The following is a 19,379-nucleotide window of genomic DNA, read 5'->3' on the forward strand; positions in this document are numbered from 1 at the left end:
CCGTGAACCGTCCCGGGTTTCATCCACTCCCGGGTTGGGTTCCGACGTGGTGGTCGGTGTGGTTTTCAGCGTAGTACTGGGCTTCTGCTTCGGCGGGTGGTCGACGTCCCAGGCGGTGCAGTAGTCGTTGGGTGTTGAACCAATGAACCCAGTCGCCGGTAGCGGCCTCGACATCACCGGGGGTGTGGAATCCGTGGGGGTTGAAGGGTGATCCCTGCGGGACGCATTCGCACTTGTAGAGCCCGATCATGGTCTCGGCCAGGGCGTTGTCGTAGGCGTCGCCCACGGACCCGATCGAGGGTGTGAAGTCAGCCTCGGCGAGCTGGCCGGCGAAGTGCAGCGCGGTGTACTGGGTGCCGGCATCAGAGTGATGGATCGCGCCGGTGACCCGGTGGCCTTGTCGGGACCGGTACTCCACGCCGTGGTGGAAACTCGCCGCGACCATTCCCGCGTCCGCGGTGGTCGCGACGTGCCAGCCCACGATGGTGTCAGCGAAGGCATCGATGGTGAACGCGGTGTAGCACCACCGCCCACCGATGCGGGTCACGTAGGTGAAGTCCGCGACCCACAACACGTTCGGTGCGAGGACACCGAACCGGCGCTCCACCAGGTCAGGAGGGCGGCGTTCCTCAAGCGCCTCGGGATCACTGATCGTGGTCCTGGGCCTGGCCGCACGAGTGACACCAGCCCAACCGTTGAGCCGCATCAGACGCTCCACGGTGCACTTAGCGACCGCGATGCCCTCACGGTTCAGATGAGCCCACATCTTCACCGACCCGTAGAGCGACTCACGGCGGCGTCGACCGTGCTCGTCAGGTTCGTAGAAGCCCGCGAGGACCTCGGTGATCGTGGTGTCCCACAGCTCTCGCTTCGAGGGACCACGGCGACGGTGGGCGTAATAGGTGTTCGGGGCGATCAACAAGCCCGCAGCGCTCAGGGCTCGACAGATCGGTGCGACCCCGAATTGGTCGCGGTAGAGGTCGAGGAACTCGCAGAGCTCCCCGGTCGTAGGTGCGGGTCGCACTCCCGCGCGAAGAAAGTCGTCGCGGCCTTGAGGACCTCGACGGTCTGGGACAGCTCGACGTTCTCACGCTCGAGCTCAGCTATCCGGCGGTCCTTCCAATCCATGTACGGCACCACCTCACCGGCCTCGGCGCGCTCTTCACGCACCCACCTGCGAAGCGTCCCAACCGTGACACCGACCTGGTCGGCGACATGCCGCGCCGCCGCCGACTCACCACCGAAGCTCTCGGTGTTCTCCCGCACCAACCGCACCGCACGCGCACGCGTGGCCCCACTGAACTTGCTCGCCCCACGGGGACTCCTCGGAATGCCTGTCATCGTCCTACTCCTCCTGATCGAAGGGGTGGACGAAACCCGGGACGGTTCACCCGCTGCAACGGTCTCGGAGATGGGTGGACGACGTGTTACATGAGTTGCGCGCGCCCACCCCGCGGCGCGAAAAAGAGAATCACATCGGTGTAGTTTGCAAGCCGACACGCCGGTGACCGCTGAGAAAGTTGGGGAAATTGTGGCGTTTGTGACTCATGAGCACTAGCGTGCTGCGAGTTGCTCGCATCCCCGACATGTCTGGAGACCGCCGTGCGCTCCCGCGCGACAGCCGCCACCGCCCTGTGCCTGATCCTGGCCGCGGGTGCTGCGACCGCCCAGGTCGCCCATGCCGACGAGGACGTCCCGAGCCGCGCCGAGATCCGTGAGGCCGAGCGTGCGGTCGCCGGCGCGGGTGACGACGTCGCCTCGGTGCAGGCCGCGCTGAGCGCCGCCCACGAGCGGCTCCGCGCTGCTGCGATCACCGCGGCCCAGGCGGCGGAGGCCTTCAACGGCGCCCGCTACGAGGCCGCGCAGGCCAGGATCGCCGCCCGCAAGGCGGCGCACGCCGAGCAGGTCGCGCTGGCCGACCAGGAGCGCCTGCGCGACACCTACGCCGAGTCGGTCGTCACGTCCTTCGAGGCCATGCCCGAGCTCAATGCCCTCTCCGGCGTCATGGAGTCCGAGGGCATCCTCGACGTGGTCGAGCGTGTGGGCACGATGACCGACACCCAGCGAGCCCTCGACGGCAAGTACGACGACTTCCGCGTCGCCTCGAGTGCCGCCGAGGTCGCGAGCAACCTGGCCGCCGACGCCCGGGCCGAGGCCGTGGCCGCCGAGACCGCCGCACGCGAGGCCCGCGACGAGGCCCAGGCCGCTGCCGACGGTGCCGCAGCCGAGGCCCAGGCGGTCGCCGAGGAGAAGTCCGCGCTGCTCGTGCGGCTCGCCGAGCTCCAGGACATCAGCGTCGACCTCGCGACCCGGCGCCAGGCAGGTCTCGAGCGAGCCGCGGCCCAGGCTGCCGCCGAGGCCGCAGCGGAAGCCGCCGCCCAGGCAGCAGCCGAGGCAGCCGCGGAGCAGCAGGCCGAGCAGGAGCAGGTGCCCGCGCCCACCCCGACGCCCGCGCCCGCCCCGGAGCCCACCCCGGAGCCCAGCCCCGAACCCACCCCCACCCCGGAGCCCGCCTCGGAGCCGGCCCCCAGCAACGACCCGCCGCCGGCGTCGTCCGGCGCGCAGGCGGCCATCGCCTTCGCCCGCGACCAGATCGGTGAGCCCTACGTGTGGGGCGCAGCGGGACCGGGCTCGTGGGACTGCTCGGGCCTCACCATGGCTGCCTGGCAGCGCGGCGGGACCTCGCTGCCGCACTACTCGGTGGCGCAGTACGACGCCTCGACGCCGGTCGACGCGGGCGACCTCGCCCCGGGCGACCTGCTCTTCTGGGGCTCCTCGAGCGACCCGTCCTCGATCTACCACGTCGCGCTCTACATCGGCGACGGCCAGATGATCCACGCCCCGCGCACGGGCCAGCCCGTCCAGGAGGCCTCCATGTACTACTGGACGCCGCCCAACTTCTTCGCCCGACCCTGACCCCAGGCCACACCGACTCGCTAGCGTTGGTGCATGGCCACCGACACCGCACCGCCGCAGGCACCGACACCCCAGGGCGCCGAGGGCGGCTACGTCCAGCCCGAGGTCGACGTACCCGCGCTGCAGGCGCTCCTCGACGGGCGCTACGCCGAGGTCCGCAACCTCGTGCGCAGCAACCTCGACGACTACGCCGGCGTCCTCGAGGACGCCGAGACCCTCTCGCGCGACGACTACCGCGAGCGGGTCAAGGAGATCGTGGTCGAGATGGCGGCGACCGGCCAGACCGGCATGGGCTTCCCGCAGGAGTACGGCGGCGGGGGCGACATCGGCGCGTCCGTCGCGGCCTTCGAGACGCTCGCCTTCGGCGACCTCTCGGTGCTGGTGAAGGTGGGCGTGCAGTTCGGCCTCTTCGGTGGCGCGATCCTCCAGCTCGGGACGAAGGAGCACCACGACGCCTACCTCGCGCCGCTCATCACCGGCGAGCTGATGGGCTGCTTCGCGATGACCGAGTCGGGCCACGGCTCCAACGTGCAGGCGCTCGGCACCGTGGCGACCTACGACCTGGCCACGCAGGAGTTCGTGATCACCACGACCACCGACGACGCCCGCAAGGACTACATCGGCAACGCGGCCAAGCACGCCGAGGTCGCGGTCGTCTTCGCGCAGCTCGAGGTGGCGGGCGCGTCCGAGGGAGTGCACGCGTTCGTCGTGCCGATCCGCAAGGGTGGCGAGCCCTGCGCCGGCGTACGCATCGAGGACGACGGCCTCAAGATGGGACTCAACGGCGTCGACAACGGCCGCCTCTGGTTCGACCAGGTGCGCGTGCCGCGCACCGCGCTGCTCAACCGCTTCGCCGACGTGACCCCCTCGGGCGTCTACGAGAGCGCGATCACGAACCCCAACAAGCGCTTCTTCACCATGCTGGGCACCCTCGTCCAGGGGCGCGTGTGCGTCGGTGGCGCCGGCATCAACGCGTCCAAGGTGGCGCTCACGATCGCGACGAAGTACGCCCTGCGACGCCGCCAGTTCGAGGCCAGCAGCGAGGACGAGGAGGAGCTGATCCTCGACTACGGCATGCACCAGCGCCGGCTCTTCCCCCTGCTCGCCGACACCTACGCGCTGCACTTCGCCCAGGAGGTCGTGGCCTCGCGGCTGCACGACGTCTTCAGCGGCATCACCGACGACGAGCACACCCGCCGCGAGCTGGAGTCGCGGGCGGCCGGCACCAAGGCCTACGGCACCTGGCACGCGACCCGCACCATCCAGGAGTGCCGCGAGGCCTGTGGGGGAGCGGGCTACCTCTCGGTCAACCGCTTCGCCGCGCTCAAGGCCGACACCGACGTCTTCACCACCTTCGAGGGCGACAACCACGTCCTGCTCCAGCTGGTCGCCAAGGGCCTGCTGACCGACTACTCCAGCGACTTCTCCGACCTCGACCAGTTCGGGATGGTGAAGTTCGTCGCCGGGCTGGCGGTCGAGACGGTCCTGGAGCGCACGGCGGTCCACAAGCTGCTCGAGCGCATCAAGGACGTCCTGCCCGGCGGGGACGACGGCTGGGACCAGGAGGCGGGGCTCCTCGACCCCGACTACCAGCTGGCGATGCTGCGCTTCCGTGAGGAGCACATGCTCGGTGGCGTCGCCCGGAGGCTCAAGCGCGGGATCGACCAGGGGATGAACCCCGGCGTGGTGTTCTCGCGGGTGCAGGACCACGTGATCGGCGCGGCCCGCGCCCACGTCGAGCGCCTGGTCCTGGAGGCCTTCGTCGAGAGGACCCGACAGCTGCCCGAGGGCGACCTCAAGGTGGCCCTCAACCTGCTCTGCGACCTGCACGCGCTGTCGACCATCGAGGCCGACCGGGCGTGGTTCATGGAGCACGGCCGCCTCACCAGCCAGCGCAGCAAGGCGATCAGCCGCGAGGTGTCGTCGCTGTGCCGCAAGATCCGTCCGCTGGCCGGAGACCTGGTCGACGCGTTCGGCGTGCCCGACGCGATGCTGCGCTCGCCCGAGCTGGTCGGGCCCCTCGGCTCATGAGGCTCCCCCTGCTCTCCCGGGTCGGGCTCGGCGGCTGGTCCGACGACCCGCTGTGGGGCACCGTCTACGACTGGACCGTCGAGCACCCGCGGGTGGGCGGTGCGCTGTGGGCGGTCGCGATCCAGAGCGACCTGCGCAGGCTCTACGCCGCCGCCGCGGAGACCGGTCGGCTGCCCGCCGGCAGCGCCGTGCTCGACGTGCCGTGCGGAGGCGGGGTGGCGCTGCGCGGCCTGAAGCCGGGCCAGGGCGTGCGCTACGTCGCCGCCGACATCGCCCAGAAGATGCTCGACCGCACCGTCGACGCGGCCTACGAGCGCGGGGTCGAGGACCAGGTCGAGCCCCGGCTGGCCGACGTGGGCGACCTGCCCTTCGCCGACGGCGAGTTCGACCTGGTGGTGTCGTTCACCGGGCTGCACTGCTTCCCCGACCCGGCGCGCGCCGTGGTCGAGATGGTGCGCGTGCTGCGCCCCGGCGGGGTGATCACCGGGAGCGCGATCCTCAACGACACCGGGCTCCAGCACGAGCCGATGCGCCAGATGGGCCGGCTCGCCGGCCTCCTCGGCCCCGGCTGCACGGGCGAGGAGGTCCAGCGGTGGCTCGGGGGCCAGCGGTGCGTCGACGTCACCCTCGACCGCTCGGGCGCCATGGGCTACTTCCGGGCGGTCAAGGGCTGACCCCGTCGTCGAGCGGGTCGATCAGTGGTGCCTGATCAGTGGTGCGGCGTGCCGCCGGTGTCCTTGAAGCGCTGGAACGACGCGTGGACCTCGGCCTCGGCCTCGGTGCGACCGACCCAGTCGGCGCCTTCGACGGACTTGCCGGGCTCGAGGTCCTTGTAGACCTCGAAGAAGTGCTGGATCTCGAGGCGGTCGAACTTCGGGACGTGCGCGATGTCGCGCAGGTGCTCCTGGCGCGGGTCGGTCGAGGGGACGCACAGGACCTTGTCGTCGCCGCCGGCCTCGTCGGTCATGCGGAACATGCCGATCGCACGGCAGCGGATCAGGCAGCCCGGGAAGGTCGGGGCCTGGAGCAGCACGAGCGCGTCGAGCGGGTCGCCGTCCTGGCCGAGGGTGTTCTCGATGTAGCCGTAGTCGGCGGGGTACTGCGTCGAGGTGAAGAGCATCCGGTCGAGGCGCATGCGCCCGCTTTCGTGATCCACCTCGTACTTGTTGCGCTCCCCCTTGGGGATCTCCACCAGTACGTCGAACTCGAGCACGTCATCCTCCGGAATGTCTGTCGCCAGCGATGGCCCCGGCGAGGCCGGGCTCATTGTCCCGCACAATGGCTCCACACACGAAGGCGGGAGGGGACAAGGGGTGCGACGCACGTTCATCGGGGTGCTGCTGCTCGCGCTCGTCGTGGCCGGTGTCGCCACGTGGCGCTACGACCTGGTCGATCGCTACCTGCGTGACGGCGAGCCGGCCGCGGACGCCGACCCCGTGGCCATCGCGCCCCCGACCGGCCTCGACCTGCCCCCCGTCCAGCCCCCCGCGGCGGTCGCCACACCGGCGGCCTCCGCGTCGCTCAGCCAGGCGAAGGTGCGTCGCGCGCTGGCGCCGTACCTCGCCGACGAGGACCTCGGCCCCCACGTCCTCGCCGCCGTCGCGCCGCTGGCCCCCGGCCCGGAGACCTTCGTGCGCGGCAGCGGTGACGCGATCCCGGCCTCCACGACCAAGCTCGTGACCGCGAGCGCCGCGCTGCTCGCCCTGGGGCCCGACCACGTCTTCACGACCCGCGTCGTCGCCAGCGGCCCGGCGCGGCGACCGCAGGTCGCGCTCGTCGGTGGCGGCGACCCCTACCTCGCGAGCGCGCCACCGGACGCGGACGACGCGCCGCCCTATCCGCCGCGGGCCGACGTCGTCGACCTCGCCCGCCAGGCGGCGCGCGCGCTGAGGGCGCAGGGAGCGCGGCGGGTGCAGCTCACCTACGACGCCTCGATCTTCACGGGTCCGGCCGACAACCCGGCCTGGGAGCCCGACTACGTGCCCGACGGGGTGGTCTCGCCGATCAGCGCGCTCTGGGTCGACGGCGGCCGCGACCCGAGCGGCTTCGGGCGGGTGGCCGACCCGGCCCTGCGGGCGGCGACCGTCTTCGCCGACGCCCTGCGGGCCGCCGGCGTCCGGGTCGACGGCGAGCCGGTGCCCGGCCCGGCGAGTGCCGGCGCCCAGGTGCTCGCCAGCGTGACCAGTGCGCCCCTGGCCGAGATCGTCGAGCACCTGCTCCAGGTCAGCGACAACGAGGCGACCGAGGTGCTGCTGCGCCACGTCGGCCTGAGCGTCGCGGACGACGGGTCGTCCGCCGGCGGGCGCACGGGCGTCACCCGCACGCTGGGCGCCGAGGGCGTCGACTTCACCGACACCCTCCTCTACGACGGCAGCGGGCTCTCGCGCCGCAACCGGATGGCCCCCGCCACCCTGGTCGACGTGCTCCGGCTGGCGACGACCCGCCCCGAGCTCGGTCCGGTGCTGACCGGCCTGCCGGTGGCCGCCTTCACCGGCTCCCTGGCCGACCGCTTCGCCGCCGGGGCGCCCGAGGGGCGCGGCCGGGTCCGGGCCAAGACCGGCACGCTGACCGGGGTCGCCTCGCTGGCCGGCATCGTGACCGACGCCGGCGGCCGGCCGATGCTCTTCGTGCTGATGGCAGACCGGGTCGCCCCGATCGACGGCACTGACGCCGAGGTGGCGCTCGACGGGGCCGCCGCCGCGCTCGCCGCCTGCCGCTGCGGTCGCTGAGACCCCAGCTGGATCACGGGGCTGGATCATCGGGCTAGCCTCGCTGCATGACGAGCCAGCCCAGCGGGTCCCACCAGGCAGACACCATGGTCGACTGGGACTTCGCGGTGTCCCTCGGCTCCCGCATCGCGGGGGAGGGGCCCACCGTGAGCCGCGAGGAGGCCGCCGAGGCGGTCGAGGAGCTGCGGGCGGGCGCCAACCGGTCGACCGGGCTGGTGCGCGAGTTCACCGGCCTCGTCGCGCGTGACCACACCGCCCCCGTCCTGGTGGTGGACCGCGCCGGGTGGGTGCAGGCCAACGCCGACAGCTTCCGGGTGCTGATGGCGCCGCTGGTCCACAAGCTCACCGACAAGAAGCCGCCCACGGGGCTGGCGCTCAAGGTCGGCTCGCGGATCACCGGCGCGGAGGTCGGTGGGCTGCTCGGCTTCATGGGCAGCAAGGTCCTCGGCCAGTTCGACCCGTTCTTCGAGCCCGACGGCCGGCTGCTCCTGGTCGCGCCCAACATCGTCCACGTCGAGCGCGAGCTCGGCGCCGACGCGCATGACTTCCGGCTCTGGGTCTGCCTGCACGAGGAGACCCACCGCGTCCAGTTCACCGCGGTCCCGTGGATGCGCGGCCACCTCTTCTCCGAGATCGAGGCGATCGCCGACACCGTCGAGCCGACCAAGCTCCTCGACGACGGCCTCGAGCGGATCATCGAGGGCATCAAGAGCGGCGCCCGCGGCGGCAGCCTGATGGAGCTGATGTCCACCCCCGAGCAGCGCGAGATCATGGACCGGGTCACCGGTGTCATGTCCCTGCTCGAGGGCCACGCCGACGTCGTGATGGACGGCGTCGGTCCCACGGTGATCCCGAGCGTCGACAGGATCCGCGCGAAGTTCAACGAGCGCCGCAAGGGCATCGGCACCCTCGACCGCATCCTGCGCCGCCTGCTCGGCCTCGACGCCAAGATGGCGCAGTACCGCGACGGCGCCGCTTTCGTCCGCGGCGTCGTCGACAAGGTCGGGATGCAGGAGTTCAACGCGGTCTGGGAGTCGCCCGCCAACCTGCCCAGCAAGTCCGAGATCGCCGACCCGGAGGCCTGGGTCACCCGCGTCCTCGGATGAGCCTCGACCCGGCGGTCGCCGCCGTCCGCCTCGCCGTACGACGCACGCTCGCGGAGGCCGGGCACGACCCGGTGGGCTCCCCCGTGGTGGTGGCCTGCTCGGGCGGCGCGGACTCGCTGGCGCTGCTCGCGGCGACCGTCTTCGAGACGAGACGCACCCCCCAGCGGGTCATCGGCGTCACGGTCGACCACGGCCTCCAGGACGGCTCGGCCGAGCACACCGCGCGCGTCGTCGCGCAGATGGCCGGGCTCGGCGCCGACGAGACCGGGTCGGTGCGCGTCCAGGTCGAGACCGACGGCCACGGCACAGAGGCGGCGGCGCGCGAGGCGCGCTACGCCGTGCTCGAGGAGATCGCCGGGCGGCTGGGCGCCGGCACCGTGCTGCTCGGGCACACCCTCGACGACCAGGCCGAGACCGCGCTGCTGGGGCTGGCCCGCGGCTCAGGGGGGCGCTCGATCGCCGGCATGCGGCCCGGCTTCGGCATCTTCCGCAGGCCCCTGCTCGCGATCCGCCGGTCCCAGACCGAGGCCGCCTGCGCGGCCGAGGGCATCGACGCCTGGACCGACCCGCACAACAGCGACCCCCGCTTCACCCGCTCCCGGGTGCGCCACAGCGTGCTGCCCGTCCTCGAGCGCGAGCTCGGCCCCGGGGTGGCCGAGACCCTCGCCCGCACCGCGGAGCAGCTGCGTCCCGACATGGAGGCGCTGGACCGCCTCGCCGACGTGGCGCTCACCCGGCACCTGCACCCCGAGAGCGGCTTCGACGTGCGCGAGATCGCCGCCCTCGAGCAGGCGGTCCGCACCCGGATGCTGCGGCTGGCCGCCCTGGGCGCCGGCTGTCCGCCGAGCGAGCTCTTCGCCGTGCACGTCGACGCCCTCGAGCAGCAGGTCCACAACCGCGTCCGGTTGCCCAAGCAGATCCAGCTCCCCGGCCACGTCACGGCGTACCGCCAGGGAGACCACCTGTGGTTCGGGCCGACGTCTGTGGAATCCTGACGCCATGGATGCGGCCCATGTGGAGCACGACCTCGTCAACGTCCTCTTCACCGAGGAGCAGATCCTGGAGCGGATCGGCGAGCTGGCCCAGGAGATCGAGACCGACTACGACGGCAAGGAGCTCCTGATCGTCGGCATCCTGCGCGGTGCGGTCATGGTCATGGCCGACATGGCCCGGGCGTTCACCCGCCACGTCGAGATGGACTGGATGGCGGTCTCCTCCTACGGCTCGGGCACCAAGAGCTCCGGCGTCGTGCGGATCCTCAAGGACCTCGACACCGACATCTCCGGGCGTCACGTCGTCATCGTCGACGAGATCATCGACACCGGTCTGACCCTCTCGTGGCTGACCTCCAACCTGAGCAGCCGCAGCCCCGCGAGCGTCCAGATCTGCACCCTGCTCCGCAAGCCCGAGGCCCTGCAGATGCCGGTCGACGTCAAGTACGTCGGCTGGGACATCCCCAACGAGTTCGTCGTCGGCTACGGCCTCGACTACCGCGAGCGCTACCGCAACCTGCGCGACATCGGCACGCTCGCCCCGCACGTCTACTCCTGACCCTCGCCGCCCGGTCCCGGGCGGACTAGGGTCGGGGTCCCGAGAGCCTCGACCGGAAGCAGCCACGTGCGCGAGATCGTCGTCTTCAGCGGCAGTGCCCACCACGGCCTGGCCACCGGCATCTGCGAGCACCTCGGGATCGAGCTCTCGGCCGTCGAGCTGACCCGCTTCTCCAACGACTGCCTCCAGGCCCAGCTCCAGGCCAACTGCCGCCAGCGCGACGTCTACCTCGTGCAGCCCCTGTCGCCGCCGACGCAGGAGCACCTGATGGAGCTGCTCCTCATGATCGACGCCGCCCGGGGGGCCTCGGCCGCCTCGATCACCGCGGTGGTGCCCTACTACGCCTACGCGCGCTCGGACAAGAAGGACGCCTCCCGGATCTCCATCGGGGGTCGCCTGGTCGCCGACCTGCTCGGCGCCGCCGGCGTCGACCGGGTCATCACGATGAACCTCCACGCCCCGCAGGTCCACGGCTTCTTCTCGGTGCCCGTCGACCACCTCACGGCACTGGGGGAGCTGGCCGACCACTTCCTGGGCCAGGACCTGACCGACGCCGTGGTGGTCTCGCCCGACTTCGGCAACGCCAAGACCGCCACCCAGTTCGCCCGTCTGCTGGGGCTGCCGGTGGCCGCCGGGAGCAAGAAGCGTCTCGCCGACGACAAGGTGGTCATCGACGCGATCGTCGGCGACGTGGCCGGCAAGCGCGCCATCGTGCTCGACGACGAGATCGCCACGGGCGGCTCCATCCTCGAGCTGCTCGACCGGCTGGCCGACGAGGGCTGCGCCGAGGCCGCCATCGCCTGCACGCACGGCCTCTTCGTCGGCAAGGCCGTCGAGCGACTGCGTGGCCACCCGATGATCTCCGAGGTCGTCACCACCGACACCGTGCCCGGCCCCACCGGGTGGCCCGAGCTGCGCACCCGCTCCGTCGCCGGGCTCTTCGCCACGGCGATCCAGCGCATCCACGCCGGGGAGTCGGTCAGCAGCCTCTTCGACGGGGTCGACCCGGCCCATGCCTCGCCCCAGCCGCGACTGTTCGACTAGGGCGCATCGACGGGGTGGAACGACCGTGCCCTCAGGCTCGTTCCACCCATGTGCCTGAGACACTGTGGGCTGTGGATGGCGTGTACCGTCGAGAGTTCCGTCCTGGGCTCATGCCGGCAGGCCCAGTACAAGCGAAGAGAAGTCTGTGAAGCGCATTTTCAAGGGTCCCTGGGTGTGGATCGCGTTCGCCGTCGTGGCGGTGCTCCTCGCCCTCCAGTTCCTCGCCCCCGGTGGCGGCTACGACGAGGTCTCGACCTCGCGCATGGAGGCCTACATCGAGAAGGGCGAGGTCAAGGAGATCTCGTTCATCGACGGTGACCAGGTCATCCAGGCCACCCTCGACTCCGGGGTGCGCGAGAGCGGGTCGGACGTCATGGCCTACTACGTCGCCGGTCAGCAGCAGGGCATCATCGCCGCCGTCGACCGTGCGGTGGCCGACGGGACGATCGAGGAGTCCAACTCCGAGAACCCCCAGCCCAGCCTGCTCGGCACGATCCTCGCCACGCTGCTGCCCTTCGCGCTGATCATCCTGCTCTTCCTCTTCCTGATGAACCAGGTCCAGGGCGGTGGCGGCCGTGGCGTCATGCAGTTCGCCAAGTCCAAGGCCAAGCTCATCACCAAGGACATGCCCAAGACGACGTTCGCCGACGTCGCCGGCTGCAACGAGGCCATCGAGGAGCTCGGCGAGATCAAGGAGTTCCTCCAGGAGCCCGCCAAGTTCCAGGCCGTCGGCGCCAAGATCCCCAAGGGCGTCCTGCTATACGGCCCTCCGGGCACCGGCAAGACCCTCCTGGCCCGCGCCGTCGCCGGTGAGGCCGGCGTCCCCTTCTACTCCATCTCCGGCTCGGACTTCGTCGAGATGTTCGTCGGTGTCGGCGCCAGCCGTGTCCGCGACCTCTTCGAGCAGGCCAAGGAGAACGCCCCGGCGATCGTCTTCATCGACGAGATCGACGCCGTCGGTCGTCACCGCGGCGCCGGCATGGGCGGCGGCCACGACGAGCGCGAGCAGACGCTCAACCAGCTCCTCGTCGAGATGGACGGCTTCGACGTGCGCGGCGGGGTCATCCTGATCGCGGCCACCAACCGTCCCGACGTCCTGGACCCCGCGCTGCTGCGTCCGGGCCGCTTCGACCGTCAGATCGGCGTGGACGCCCCCGACCTCGCGGGTCGCCACAAGATCCTCCAGGTCCACTCGCGCGGCAAGCCGATGGCCACCGACATCGACCTCAAGTCGATCGCCCGCCGCACGCCGGGCTTCACCGGCGCCGACCTGGCCAACGTCCTCAACGAGGCGGCCCTGCTGACGGCCCGCAACAACGAGAAGATGATCACCGACGGCGCGCTCGACGAGGCGATCGACCGCGTCATCGCCGGCCCGCAGCGCAGCTCGCGGCTGATGAGCGAGAAGGAGAAGCTCATCACCGCCTACCACGAGGGCGGCCACGCCCTCGTCGCCGCGGCGCTGCCCGGCACCGACCCGGTGCACAAGATCACGATCCTCCCGCGCGGTCGCGCGCTGGGCTACACGATGGTGCTGCCCGACGAGGACAAGTACTCCCAGACCCGCTCGGAGATGCTCGACAAGCTGGCCTACATGCTCGGCGGTCGTGCTGCCGAGGAGATGGTCTTCCACGACCCGACCACCGGTGCCGGCAACGACATCGAGAAGGCCACGGGCCTGGCCCGCGCGATGGTCACGCAATACGGCATGACCGATCGCCTCGGCGCCATCAAGCTCGGCGAGACCCAGGGAGAGCCGTTCCTCGGCCGCGACATGGGCCACCAGCGCAACTACTCCGAGGAGATCGCCGCGATCGTCGACGAGGAGACCAAGAAGTTCCTCGCCGTCGCCCACCAGGAGGCCTTCGACATCCTCGAGGAGAACCGCGACGTCCTCGACGACCTGGTCCTCGCGCTCCTCGACCGCGAGACGCTCGACAAGGCCGAGATCGCGGAGGTCTTCGTGCCCCTGCGTCGTCGCCCCGAGCGTCCGGCCTGGACGGGGTCGCCGCACCGCAATCCCTCGGCGATCCCGCCGGTGGAGATCCCGCAGGAGATCCGCGACCGGGCCGCCGCCAACGGTCTGGCGGCCGAGAAGGCCGAGGCCGGCGTCATCCTCACGCCCCCGGGCTCCGGCGGCGACGTGCACGGTGGGTCGAGCGCGGGCGACCCGCCGGCGCCGGGCCTCCCCGGCTGAGCCGAGGACCCATCCGGGACGGGTCCGGCAACGGATACAACGGCACGTTCGAGCCACACCTCCCAGACAGGACCCCTCATGACCAACCCCATCTCGCTGGACACCGACCCCGCCGACGTGCCGGAGTTCGACCACGCCCGTGCGGAGGCGGCGATCCGCGAGCTGCTCTACGCGATCGGTGAGGACCCCACCCGTGAGGGGCTGCTGGACACCCCGGCCCGGGTGGCGCGCGCCTACGCCGAGCTGACCCAGGGGCTGCGCCAGACGCCGGAGGACGTCCTGACGACGACCTTCGACCTCGGCCACGACGAGATGGTCCTGGTGCGCGACATCGAGCTCTGGTCGATGTGCGAGCACCACCTGGTGCCCTTCACCGGCGTGGCCCACGTCGGCTACATCCCCGCCGAGTCCGGCTTGATCACCGGCCTGTCCAAGCTGGCCCGTCTCGTCGACGTCTACGCCAAGCGGCCCCAGGTGCAGGAGCGGCTCACCACGCAGGTCGCCGACGCGCTCATGGAGATCCTCGACGCCCGTGGCGTGATCGTCGTGATCGAGGCCGAGCACCTCTGCATGACCATGCGCGGGGTGCGCAAGGCCGGCGCCCGCACGATCACCTCCGCCGTGCGCGGGATCATGCACAACGGGCCCACGCGGGCCGAGGCGATGGCGCTGATCCACAGCAGCCGACGCTGAGGATCGGGCCCGGACCCTGCTTGGTAGCGTGGCGCGTCCGCAGAGCAGAGGAGCATCCCCGGTGTCGAACCCCGTGATCGGCACGGCCAAGAAGGCCGCCGTCCGCGTCGTGAAGCCGCTGGTGGGTCCCCGCGCGTGGGCACGGCTCAAGGGTGGCGCTCCGGCCCCGCCGGCGACCCCCGCGGCGCCGCCGGCGGCACGGCGTACGCCGCCCCAGGCGAAGGCCGAGCCGAAGGCCGAGCTCACCGAGGCCCAGCGGCGTCGGCGTGAGCTGCAGGCGATGTCGCTGACCGAGCTGGCCCAGCACTTCGGCACCGACAAGCACGGCCTGCACTTCTACACCGCGCACTACCAGCGCCACCTCGAGCACCTGCGCGGCGAGCGGTTCACGCTGCTGGAGATCGGCATCGGCGGCTACGTCAGGCAGGGCCGCGGCGGGGCGTCGCTGCGGATGTGGAAGTTCTTCTTCCCGAAGGCGCAGGTCATCGGGCTCGACATCGAGGACAAGTCGTTCGTCCGGGCGCCGCGCATCGACACCTACCAGGGCAGCCAGGTCGACCCCGAGGTGCTCGAGCGGATCGTCGCGGAGAAGAAGGGCCCGCTGCGCGTGGTCATCGACGACGGCAGCCACCGCCCCGAGCACATCCGTGAGACCTTCCGGATCCTCTTCCCGCTCCTCGAGGACGGCGGCATCTACGCCATCGAGGACACCCAGACCTCCTACTGGCCCGAGTGGGGCGGCAGCGAGGACCGGCACGACCCCACGACCACGATGGCGCTGGTCAAGGACCTCGTCGACGGCCTCAACCACGAGGAGTACGTCGACGAGTCCTACGTGCCGACCTACGCCGACCTCCACGTCGTGGCCGTGCACTGCTACCACAACCTGGTCTTCATCGAGAAGGGCAGCAACACCGAGGGCACCAACCGGCGCTCCGTGCTCGCCGAGCGCTACGCCGGCACGCCCGACACGACCGACACCGCCGACCCCCAGGCCTAGGCACGTGCCCATGCTCGTGATGGGGGTCGTCAACGTCACCCCCGACTCGTTCTCCGACGGCGGTCAGCACGCCGACACGGCCGGCGCGATCGCCCACGGGCGGCGGCTGGTCGCTGAGGGCGCCGACATCCTCGACATCGGTGGCGAGTCGACCCGCCCCGGTGCGACCCGGCCCGTGCTCGACGAGGAGCTCGACCGCGTCGTGCCGGTGATCGAGGCCCTCGCCGCGGACGGGGTCGTCGTCTCGGTCGACACGATGCGCTCCGAGGTGGCGCGCGCCGCGATCGAGGCCGGTGCCGGCATCGTCAACGACGTCTCCGGCGGCCTGGCCGACCCCCGCATCCTGGAGGTGGTCGCGGCCTCGCGTGCGTCGTACGTCGCGATGCACTGGCGTGCCCACGCCGACCGCATGGCCGACCTCGCGTCCTACGACGGTCCCGGAGGGGTTGTCGCCGCGGTCCGCGACGAGCTGGCCGAGCGGGTGGCGGCGATCCGCGCCGCGGGCATCCCGGACGAGCGCGTCGTGCTGGACCCCGGCCTGGGCTTCGCCAAGCGACCCGACCACAACTGGCGGCTGCTCCAGGGGCTCGACGAGATCGCGTCCCTGGGCTTCCCCTTGCTGGTCGGCGCGAGCCGCAAGAGCTTCCTCGGGGCCCTGCTGAGCGATCCCGACGGGACCCCCCGACCGGTCGACCAGCGCGAGTCCGCCGGACTCGCCCTGACCCTCCTGCTGGCACAGCAGGGGGTGTGGGGAGTGCGGGTCCACGACGTGCGCGCGAGCCGCGACGCCCTGCGCGTGCTGGACCGGATGAACGCCCCCCACGCACCACGAGAGACGGAGTCACCATGACCGACGAGCTGTTCATCAGCGGGATCGAGTGCTTCGGGCACCACGGCGTGTTCGAGTTCGAGAAGCGGGAGGGGCAGCCGTTCGTGATCGATCTCGCGCTGGGCTTCGACACCGCGCCTGCGGCCGCCTCCGACGACTTGCGCGACACGGTGGACTACGGGAGTCTCGTGCTCTCGGTGAAAGCCGCCGTGGAGAAAGATCCGGTCGATCTGATCGAGACCCTCGTCCAGCGGATCGCGGACGTCTGCCTGTTGGACGCCCGTGTTGAATGGGCGCGGGTCACGGTGCACAAGCCGGATGCCCCCATCGAGGCGACGTTCTCGGACGTCGCCCTGACCATCACCCGGAATAGGCGAGGGCCGCAGTGACTGAGACCCCCAACCCCCACATCATCGACGCCGACACCCTCACCGGTGAGATGCGTCCGATCCGCCGCGCGGTGCTGGCTCTGGGCTCCAACCTCGGTGACCGTCTTGCCAGCCTCCAGGGTGCCGTCGAGGCCATCGCCGACACCCCCGAGGTCTGGGTCACCGGCGTCTCGCCGGTCTACGAGACCCAGCCCGTCGACTCGCCCGCCGGGGCCGACACCTACCTCAACGCGGTCCTGCTGATCGACACCACGCTGGCCGCCAACCGGCTGATGGACCGCGCGCTGGCCGTCGAGGACGCCTTCGACCGGGAGCGCAGCGACGTCCACAACGCACCCCGCACGCTCGACGTGGACCTGATCGTGGTGGGCGACCGTCGCAGCGACGACGAGCACCTGCGCCTGCCGCACCCGCGGGCCTCCCAGCGCGCCTTCGTGCTCAAGCCGTGGTTCGACCTCGAGCCCGACGCGGTCTTCCCCGAGCTGGGCCCGATCGCCGACCTGCTGGCCCAGATCGGCACCGACGGGCTCGTCCTGCGCGAGGACCTCGCGCTCGACGTCGCGTGACGCTTGGCGCCGCACGCTGACCTGCCCCCGGGCGGCCCGAACGGTGGGTCCGACGGTGGGCCCGACGGTGGGTCGGACGGACCGGAGCCCCAGGGCACGCTGCACCCGACCCCGCCCGCGGTGGTCGCCGCCTGGGCGCTCGCCGGGTTGGTCGTGGGCCTGCTGGTGCGGCCCGTCGCCGACCGCCTCGGCGCCACCGCCCCCATCGTCTCCTGGGCCCAGCCTCTCGCGCTCCTGCTGGTCGCGGCGATCCTGGGCGTGACCGCTCACGCGACCTGGCGCTCCGTGCACGTGCGCCGCGAGCGCCTCGAGCCCCACAGGGCCGTCAACAGGCTGGTCCTCGCCCGCGCCTGCGCGCTGGTCGGCGCGCTCGCCGGTGCCGGCTACCTCGGCTACGCCGTGAGCTGGATCGGCGCCGAGGCCGACCTCGCCGACGAGCGGATGATCCGCTCCGGCGTGGCCTTCCTCGGCGGCGTGCTCACCGTCGTCGCCGCGCTGCTGCTCGAGCGCGCGTGCCGGGTGCGGTCGGACGGGCGGGCCTGAGGCGGGCCTCGCCGTGCCGCTCCATCAAGGTATGCAGGCGAACCGCCACTCCCCACGGCGCAGACCCCGTGGTCAGTGGCGTGTCGTCGTGGGAAGTGCCGACGCGCGTGCGTGGCGCGGTGAGCCGCCGCTCCACCGTGGGAGGTGGCGTTTCGTCGACGTACCGTGATGGAGCGGACGCCCGAGCACCGCAACTCCTGGGACCCCTGTGACGAGAGGGATTTTCCCGCGGGGTGTCGACCGACACGCGCCCGGCGCGGCGCGTCGGCGCCGATGGGGCCCTGACCAGGCCTAATGTCGCGCCATGACTTCCCCGTCAAGCACGCCCATGCGCCGACGCCAGCGGTCCACCCGTCTGGCCGTCGCCGTCATGTTGCTCGTCGTCGCTGCCCTCGCCACCCTGGGTGCAGCCTTCAGCGGGTCGTGGCTCGTCGCCACGCTCGCCGCCGGCCTGGCCGTCGTCCTCGGCGCCGCGGCCACCCGCATCACCCACACCGAGCTCGCGGTGTCGCGTCGCGAGGCCGCCCGCGACCGGGTCGAGCAGGCGCAGGCCTACCTCGAGCTCACCGTCGAGCGCACCGCCGAGCAGGCCTCCTACGTCGCGTCCGTGACGGCGCGCATCGAGGCCCACGAGTCCACGATCGGCGAGCTCGAGCGCGACCTGCTCGAGGCCCAGGCCTGCCTGATCGACGCCCACCGCCAGCTGCTCGAGGAGCAGCTGCGCGCCGACGACGCCGAGCGTGCGACGGCGTCCCTCACCTCGCGTCTCGACGACGCCGAGGAGCGCGCCGCCCACGCGATCGTACGCGTCGCCGAGCTCGAGCAGGAGCTCGACGTCGTCACCGCCGAGTGGCAGGCCGCCCAGGTGGTCTACCGCAAGCACGCCTGACGCCCCGGCCGCGGCCCGCGACGACGACCCCACCAGGTCGTGGTCGCGGGCCGTCGCCGTCTCCGGGTGTCGACGGCAGGCGCTGCGACCCGGTCGGGGACAATGGCTCCTCGTGAGCACTGACGAGTCCCGATTCGAGAGCGACCCCGACGAGATCGTGGGCGAGCCCGGCCTGCCAGCCGGGTGGGTCATCGAGGCCCCCGACCCCTCCGACCGCTTCACGCTGGCCCGGTTGACGCAGCTGCTGCGTGACCACGAGCGCTCCGGCCGCGGCTGGGCCGCCTCCGGCGTGGACGACGTGCTCGTCGAGGTCTCCGAGGCGGGCCTGCGCACCCGCGAGAACGTCGTGGTCCGCGACCGCGCCGGCGACATCCAGGCCTGGGGGAGCGTCCACGACCGTGCCGGCGGTCGCATGCTCTTCGTCCACATCGTCTCCCGGGAGCTGCCCGAGGGACTGGGTCGCTCGTGCTCCGACGTGCTCGTGGAGTGGGCCGTCGGGCAGGCCCAGGCCGTGGGCAGCGCGCGCGGGCTCGACGTACAACAGATCGACACCGGCGCCTTCGCCGACGACGACCGTCAGCACCGCTGGCTCGCGGCCGCCGGCTTCACCCTGGTCCGCACCTGGTGGCAGATGAGCCGGCCCGTCACCCCCGACGAGGCGGAGCTCGTGCCGTCGACGGAGCTGTGGGAGACCGACAAGGCTCGCTTCCGGACCGTACGACGTGCCGGTGACGGCATGCCCGACGAGGACGACCTCCGCGGGGTCCACGAGGTCCTCGAGGGCGCCTTCGTCGACCACTTCAACTCGTGGGAGGAGACCTTCGACGAGTTCCTGCACCGGCTGCGCGAGGACCCCGGCCACCGCTGGGACCACTGGTGGCTCGCCGAGGTCGACC

Annotated in this window: 19 protein-coding genes; 17 read left to right on the forward strand and 2 right to left on the reverse strand. The window is 71.7% G+C overall.

The window, feature by feature from the left end:
• Positions 1–19: 19 nt before the first annotated feature.
• A protein-coding gene (locus AAG827_RS19055) for an IS3 family transposase (RefSeq protein ID WP_341927797.1) occupies positions 20–1,341 on the reverse strand; the annotation gives its coding sequence in 2 pieces (ribosomal slippage) (positions 20–1,041 and positions 1,041–1,341; 1,323 coding nt in all).
• 228 nt (positions 1,342–1,569) lie between these two features.
• Between AAG827_RS19055 and AAG827_RS19060 the strand changes: the two genes are divergently transcribed.
• From AAG827_RS19060 to AAG827_RS19070, 3 genes are read left to right on the forward strand one after another with little or no spacing between them, the layout of a single operon-like run.
• Positions 1,570–2,916 carry a C40 family peptidase gene (locus AAG827_RS19060; RefSeq protein WP_341927798.1) on the forward strand — a complete coding sequence of 449 codons (1,347 nt, stop codon included), beginning with the start codon at positions 1,570–1,572 and terminating at the stop codon, positions 2,914–2,916.
• A 33-nt stretch (positions 2,917–2,949) separates the two neighbouring features.
• Complete coding sequence (locus AAG827_RS19065) at positions 2,950–4,947, forward strand: acyl-CoA dehydrogenase (protein ID WP_341927799.1); 1,998 nt, start codon at positions 2,950–2,952, stop codon at positions 4,945–4,947.
• Positions 4,944–5,621, forward strand: a complete 678-nt coding sequence (locus AAG827_RS19070) for a class I SAM-dependent methyltransferase (protein WP_341927800.1) — start codon at positions 4,944–4,946, stop codon at positions 5,619–5,621. Before AAG827_RS19065 ends, AAG827_RS19070 begins: the two co-directional genes overlap by 4 nt.
• A gap of 35 nt (positions 5,622–5,656) precedes the next feature.
• Here the strand turns inward: AAG827_RS19070 and AAG827_RS19075 are convergent, their stop codons facing one another.
• Positions 5,657–6,160 (reverse strand): inorganic diphosphatase, encoded by a 504-nt coding sequence (locus tag AAG827_RS19075; RefSeq protein ID WP_309648011.1) that lies wholly within the window; start codon positions 6,158–6,160, stop codon positions 5,657–5,659.
• A gap of 100 nt (positions 6,161–6,260) precedes the next feature.
• Here AAG827_RS19075 and dacB point away from each other — a divergent pair, with 100 nt between their 5' ends.
• The 14 genes from dacB to AAG827_RS19145 form a co-directional block, all read left to right on the forward strand.
• Positions 6,261–7,676 (forward strand): D-alanyl-D-alanine carboxypeptidase/D-alanyl-D-alanine-endopeptidase, encoded by a 1,416-nt coding sequence (gene dacB / locus AAG827_RS19080; protein WP_341927801.1) that lies wholly within the window; start codon positions 6,261–6,263, stop codon positions 7,674–7,676.
• A gap of 47 nt (positions 7,677–7,723) precedes the next feature.
• A complete protein-coding gene (locus AAG827_RS19085; protein WP_341927802.1) occupies positions 7,724–8,782 on the forward strand; it encodes a zinc-dependent metalloprotease in 1,059 nt (352 codons plus the stop codon).
• A complete protein-coding gene (gene tilS / locus AAG827_RS19090; protein WP_341927803.1) occupies positions 8,779–9,777 on the forward strand; it encodes a tRNA lysidine(34) synthetase TilS in 999 nt (332 codons plus the stop codon). The genes AAG827_RS19085 and tilS overlap by 4 nt, the downstream gene beginning before the upstream one ends.
• Positions 9,778–9,781: 4 nt before the next feature.
• The gene (gene hpt, locus AAG827_RS19095) at positions 9,782–10,333 is read left to right on the forward strand and encodes a hypoxanthine phosphoribosyltransferase (RefSeq protein ID WP_341927804.1); all 552 of its coding nucleotides are present in this window, start codon (positions 9,782–9,784) and stop codon (positions 10,331–10,333) included.
• 66 nt (positions 10,334–10,399) lie between these two features.
• The gene (locus AAG827_RS19100) at positions 10,400–11,377 is read left to right on the forward strand and encodes a ribose-phosphate pyrophosphokinase (protein WP_341927805.1); all 978 of its coding nucleotides are present in this window, start codon (positions 10,400–10,402) and stop codon (positions 11,375–11,377) included.
• Between the two features lie 145 nt (positions 11,378–11,522).
• Positions 11,523–13,574, forward strand: coding sequence for an ATP-dependent zinc metalloprotease FtsH (ftsH, locus tag AAG827_RS19105; RefSeq protein ID WP_341927806.1), 2,052 nt, complete (start codon positions 11,523–11,525; stop codon positions 13,572–13,574).
• 78 nt (positions 13,575–13,652) lie between these two features.
• Complete coding sequence (gene folE, locus AAG827_RS19110) at positions 13,653–14,267, forward strand: GTP cyclohydrolase I FolE (RefSeq protein WP_341927807.1); 615 nt, start codon at positions 13,653–13,655, stop codon at positions 14,265–14,267.
• Positions 14,268–14,328: 61 nt separating this feature from the next.
• The gene (locus tag AAG827_RS19115) at positions 14,329–15,267 is read left to right on the forward strand and encodes a CmcI family methyltransferase (protein WP_341927808.1); all 939 of its coding nucleotides are present in this window, start codon (positions 14,329–14,331) and stop codon (positions 15,265–15,267) included.
• Positions 15,268–15,277: 10 nt separating this feature from the next.
• The gene (gene folP / locus AAG827_RS19120; protein ID WP_341927809.1) at positions 15,278–16,117 is read left to right on the forward strand and encodes a dihydropteroate synthase; all 840 of its coding nucleotides are present in this window, start codon (positions 15,278–15,280) and stop codon (positions 16,115–16,117) included.
• Positions 16,114–16,485: a dihydroneopterin aldolase gene (folB, locus tag AAG827_RS19125; RefSeq protein WP_341927810.1), complete on the forward strand. Its 372-nt coding sequence runs from the start codon at positions 16,114–16,116 to the stop codon at positions 16,483–16,485. The genes folP and folB overlap by 4 nt, the downstream gene beginning before the upstream one ends.
• Positions 16,482–17,051: a 2-amino-4-hydroxy-6-hydroxymethyldihydropteridine diphosphokinase gene (folK, locus tag AAG827_RS19130; RefSeq protein WP_341927811.1), complete on the forward strand. Its 570-nt coding sequence runs from the start codon at positions 16,482–16,484 to the stop codon at positions 17,049–17,051. Before folB ends, folK begins: the two co-directional genes overlap by 4 nt.
• A gap of 3 nt (positions 17,052–17,054) precedes the next feature.
• On the forward strand, positions 17,055–17,594 hold the full coding sequence (locus tag AAG827_RS19135) for a DUF3180 domain-containing protein (RefSeq protein ID WP_341927812.1): 540 nt from the start codon (positions 17,055–17,057) through the stop codon (positions 17,592–17,594).
• Between the two features lie 304 nt (positions 17,595–17,898).
• Positions 17,899–18,483 (forward strand): hypothetical protein, encoded by a 585-nt coding sequence (locus tag AAG827_RS19140; RefSeq protein ID WP_341927813.1) that lies wholly within the window; start codon positions 17,899–17,901, stop codon positions 18,481–18,483.
• A 112-nt stretch (positions 18,484–18,595) separates the two neighbouring features.
• The coding region (locus AAG827_RS19145; protein ID WP_341927814.1) for a GNAT family N-acetyltransferase at positions 18,596–19,379 on the forward strand (784 nt) is incomplete at its 3' end.

This window comes from Nocardioides psychrotolerans (genome assembly GCF_943371775.1).
Lineage (GTDB): Bacteria > Actinomycetota > Actinomycetes > Propionibacteriales > Nocardioidaceae > Nocardioides > Nocardioides psychrotolerans_A.